Genomic DNA, 3,574 nt, shown 5'->3' on the forward strand with positions numbered 1-3,574 from the left:
GGAGTTAAATAGTCGTATGGATCTTGATCTTAGTGTTCGAGTCTTGTTTGAACATAGTAATGTACAGCAGCTTGCCGCTCATATAGAGCAACAAGCTGGAACGGTAATAGACAGCGGCTGGTTATAGCCGCTGGAAACAGGTATATATAATGTATAAAAATGATTGGTTTATTGTGCCAAAAGTTAAACCCGAAGCAAAGATAAGGCTTTTTTGCTTTCCATATGCTGGCGGGCAAGCCGCTATATATTTTCCTTTAGCAAAGTTACTGCCTGATGAAATTGAATTGGTTGCGGTGCAGTTGCCTGGCCGAGGCAATCGTATATTTGAACCGGCATTAACATCTGCTAGTGAAATTGCTCAAGCTGTGGTACCTGAAATCTTGCAATTTACCGATAAGCCTATTGCTTTACTTGGCTATAGCAATGGCTGTTTACAAACATTCGAGGTAGCAAATCGCTTGATACCTAAGTGTGTTGTCCAGCATGTTTTTATGGCAGCTCGCTCTGCGCCTCAACTTGGAATGCAACGTGAGCCTATCCATCTTTTATCTGATCAACTCTTTAAGCAAGAGCTAGCATCTCTAGGTGGCACACCTAAAGAACTATTAGCTTACGATGAACTTATGGAGTTAATGTTGCCAACATTACGTGCCGACTTTAAATTAGGCTACGATTATCAATGCCCACCAATTAAGAAACTAAAAGTTGCTTTGACGAGTATGGCAGGTCGTCATGATAAAGATATACCGATCGAAAATGTGCAAGCATGGCAGGAGTTATTTGCCGCTGATAGTAAGCATCATACAGTTGATGGTGATCACTTTTTTATTAATACTCATATTAATGATATGGCCACCATTATAGGACAGGCTTTATTAAACAAATGTAGAAACGAAACGATGCAAGAGCTTAATTAGTGGGTAAGACGATCAAAGTGATAACTTGCTTATTAATAAAACAATAATGGCCATAAAATTCTGATCCCATAGTTAGTTGTGGGGTCAGTTCAGTATTTAAGCTTAAAATGAATGTTTGCTTACTTGGCATTATGTTCTTTATCGTTGCAGCTTCAAATCCAAAAAAACGTTTAACTTGAGGATATAAAGCTTTGTATAAACTTTCTTTAGCAGAAAAGGCAATAGTTAACAGTTCTGCATCGTCTAAGCAAGTATTACTACTTAATAGCCGTTGTTCTTCTGGTTGTAAAATATGCGGTGCTAATTCAGAAACACTTTCTGGACTAAGTATAGACTCTATATCAATTCCAACGGCTGCATAAACATTCTCGGGCATCAGGCAGCAAATTGCATTACCGTCAGCATGGCTTATCGAGCCGACATAGCCTACAGGCCAAGAAGGAGCACCATCAAGGCTATTTAATAACTGGGTACAAGGAAGGCGGTATTGTTTTAGAAGGTGCTGAAATAGAACTCGGCCAGCTAAATATTCACAACGGCGCTTCGTAACAGCCTGAGATAGCTCAGCTGGCATCTCAATATTATAATTCTGAAACAAAGAATCATTGTATTCTTTTATATTAAAGCAGCAGTGAGCAATAAGCGGAGCTGGAGTTAAATCTAACAATATTGGTGATTGGTGTATAATTGCTTGCACTGCCATTTGTTGATGAGCTTAAATTAATTTGTAAAACAAGCTGCGTGCTGAAGTAGTGTCGCTGACGCTACACGCTTTAACTCAGTTTGAGTATTAATACTAACTTTTATCCCGTTAATAGCATTAAGTTTTGATGGATCATTTTTAGTAATAGTGCCATATAGGACTAAAGCTGTGAGAAACGCACCATCCAAATTAGAATGGTTACCATCAGCAGAGTGAAGTTTCAGTTTAGGATTTTGTTGTAATGCTAACTGCCAAGCTAAACCAATAGGTGCAACACATGCAGATGCCGCTTTAGCAATACCAATATGAAGTTGGTGTATACGTGCAGCTTCTTCTTTATTACCGCGCCGCGGCCACTCTGGAAACATTATTGCTTGTGAATTTTTTGAATTAATACGTTTAATCCATTCCTCTGCAGCATCTGTAGGATAAAAATACTTTCCAGTTGTGCTGTATTTTTGGGCTTGTAGGATAACATGGCTCCAATTACCGTCGCGGAGTAAATTGGTGCTTGGTCGATGCTGCAAGCGTTCATCTAAAAAATGATAGCCTGAAGCTAACTTAGTGTGTACCTGTGCATTTGGTTGGTCTGTTTTTATCAATTTTGCAACAAGTTGGGGTAAGTTATGGCTAGAAGAGTGACTATTCCCCATAAAAAGTAGATTAAATTCAGATGACATAAAATTATCAGGCTCCTGTGCCAGTGTCGTAATATTTTGTTGTTTACTTAGATCAAATGGCTGTAGAGTATTCATTGCGCTGCTAGCGAATAAAGAAATTGTAAATATTGGCAAAAACAACAAGCTATTTTTAGGCATTGGTAAGTTTTTTATGTGAAAGATGTGGCAAATGTTAACTTTATTATTCGGTAGCTACAAGGGAAAAATAAAAGTTGTTTAGCAACAAAGATCTTTAAAAATTAGCTGTACTAATTTTTGGTTACCTGTATTGAAAGTTACTTAATGGACAAAAATAGATAAGTGAGACCAGTTTACAAAATCAAAGGAGTAATACCGTATTAAAATACATTATATGCAAATCTGTAAAACTTTAGGTCAGAATAATGCAATGCAGTAAAACGGGGAAATTAATATATATGTACTGGCTAGACCATTATTTAGCTAAAAACAGGTATCATGCGCCTATGTTTATAGATTAAGTTGGTAGTAGATGTTAATTGAGCAATATGTAACGCAAACCGAAAAGGGCTTTAGTTTTAGTCGTCAACAATCAAGTGACTTTGCTAAGAAAGTGGCAACAGACTTTAACCCAATACACGATGTAGATGCTAAACGCTTCTGCGTACCTGGCGATTTACTATTTTCATACTTATTAACTAAGTTTGGTCTAGCTAAGCAGATGACTTGCAATTTCTCTGGCATGGTAGCAGCAGATATATTGCTCTGTACTAAAGAAGCTGAAAATGTACTTACAGTTGTTGATCAACAAGACAAAGCCTTTTTATCTATTAATAGAGAGGGTGCTATATTTGATGATTTAACGATTATTGAGCCACTAATCCAAGATTATGTGAGATTTTCAGGGCAAAACTTCCCTTATATATTGCAGCCGTTAATGCAACAGCATCAAGTAATGATAAATCCAGCACGTCCTTTAGTAATTTATGAGAGCATGTCTTTACAATTTAACCAGTTTCCAGATCAAAGAATAGAGCTGAAATTGTTAAACTCGTCGCTTACTGTTGAAGGGAAGCGAGGAAATGTATTATTAGAATTTAGCTTAAGTTGTGCCGGAGAAATTATTGGCACTGGCGAGAAGCGAATGATTTTAAGTAATTTAGTGCCTTACAATGATGAACAAATGCAAAAAATGGTATCTGATTACAATAATCGCAAACAAGCAGCCTGAAAAAGTACAAAATATAGCTGTTATGTTTAAAAATGCAGCGGTTAGTAAATAAATTTAAATAACCGCTTGCGCATCAATTAAAAGG

Annotated in this window: 5 protein-coding genes; 3 read left to right on the top strand and 2 right to left on the bottom strand. The window is 37.0% G+C overall.

What is annotated here, in order from left to right; all coding sequences use genetic code 11:
- Window positions 1-127, top strand: a 127-nt coding sequence (locus tag ACRCA4_RS14780) for a phosphopantetheine-binding protein (RefSeq protein ID WP_433190316.1), incomplete at its 5' end; no start/stop codon positions are given.
- A 22-nt stretch (window positions 128-149) separates the two neighbouring features.
- Window positions 150-917: a thioesterase II family protein gene (locus ACRCA4_RS14785; protein WP_433190304.1), complete on the top strand. Its 768-nt coding sequence runs from the start codon at window positions 150-152 to the stop codon at window positions 915-917.
- On the opposite strand, the gene ACRCA4_RS14790 is transcribed toward ACRCA4_RS14785, so the two are convergent.
- Window positions 910-1,620 carry a 4'-phosphopantetheinyl transferase family protein gene (locus ACRCA4_RS14790; RefSeq protein WP_433190307.1) on the bottom strand — a complete coding sequence of 237 codons (711 nt, stop codon included), beginning with the start codon at window positions 1,618-1,620 and terminating at the stop codon, window positions 910-912. The genes ACRCA4_RS14785 and ACRCA4_RS14790 overlap by 8 nt on opposite strands.
- A 17-nt stretch (window positions 1,621-1,637) precedes the next feature.
- Window positions 1,638-2,375 (bottom strand): hypothetical protein, encoded by a 738-nt coding sequence (locus ACRCA4_RS14795; RefSeq protein ID WP_433190310.1) that lies wholly within the window; start codon window positions 2,373-2,375, stop codon window positions 1,638-1,640.
- Window positions 2,376-2,790: 415 nt separating this feature from the next.
- Here ACRCA4_RS14795 and ACRCA4_RS14800 point away from each other — a divergent pair, with 415 nt between their 5' ends.
- The gene (locus ACRCA4_RS14800) at window positions 2,791-3,489 is read left to right on the top strand and encodes a DUF3581 family protein (RefSeq protein ID WP_433190313.1); all 699 of its coding nucleotides are present in this window, start codon (window positions 2,791-2,793) and stop codon (window positions 3,487-3,489) included.
- The last annotated feature ends 85 nt before the right edge of the window (window positions 3,490-3,574 follow it).

This window comes from Rheinheimera sp. WS51 (genome assembly GCF_050936095.1).
GTDB lineage: Bacteria > Pseudomonadota > Gammaproteobacteria > Enterobacterales > Alteromonadaceae > Alishewanella.

Coding starts and splice junctions, on each gene's coding strand:
- ACRCA4_RS14800 (WP_433190313.1), top strand. CDS start 2,791: ATGTTAATTGAGCAATATGTAACGCAAACCGAAAAGGGCTTTAGTTTT.
- ACRCA4_RS14795 (WP_433190310.1), bottom strand. CDS start 2,375: ATGAATACTCTACAGCCATTTGATCTAAGTAAACAACAAAATATTACG.
- ACRCA4_RS14790 (WP_433190307.1), bottom strand. CDS start 1,620: ATGGCAGTGCAAGCAATTATACACCAATCACCAATATTGTTAGATTTA.
- ACRCA4_RS14785 (WP_433190304.1), top strand. CDS start 150: ATGTATAAAAATGATTGGTTTATTGTGCCAAAAGTTAAACCCGAAGCA.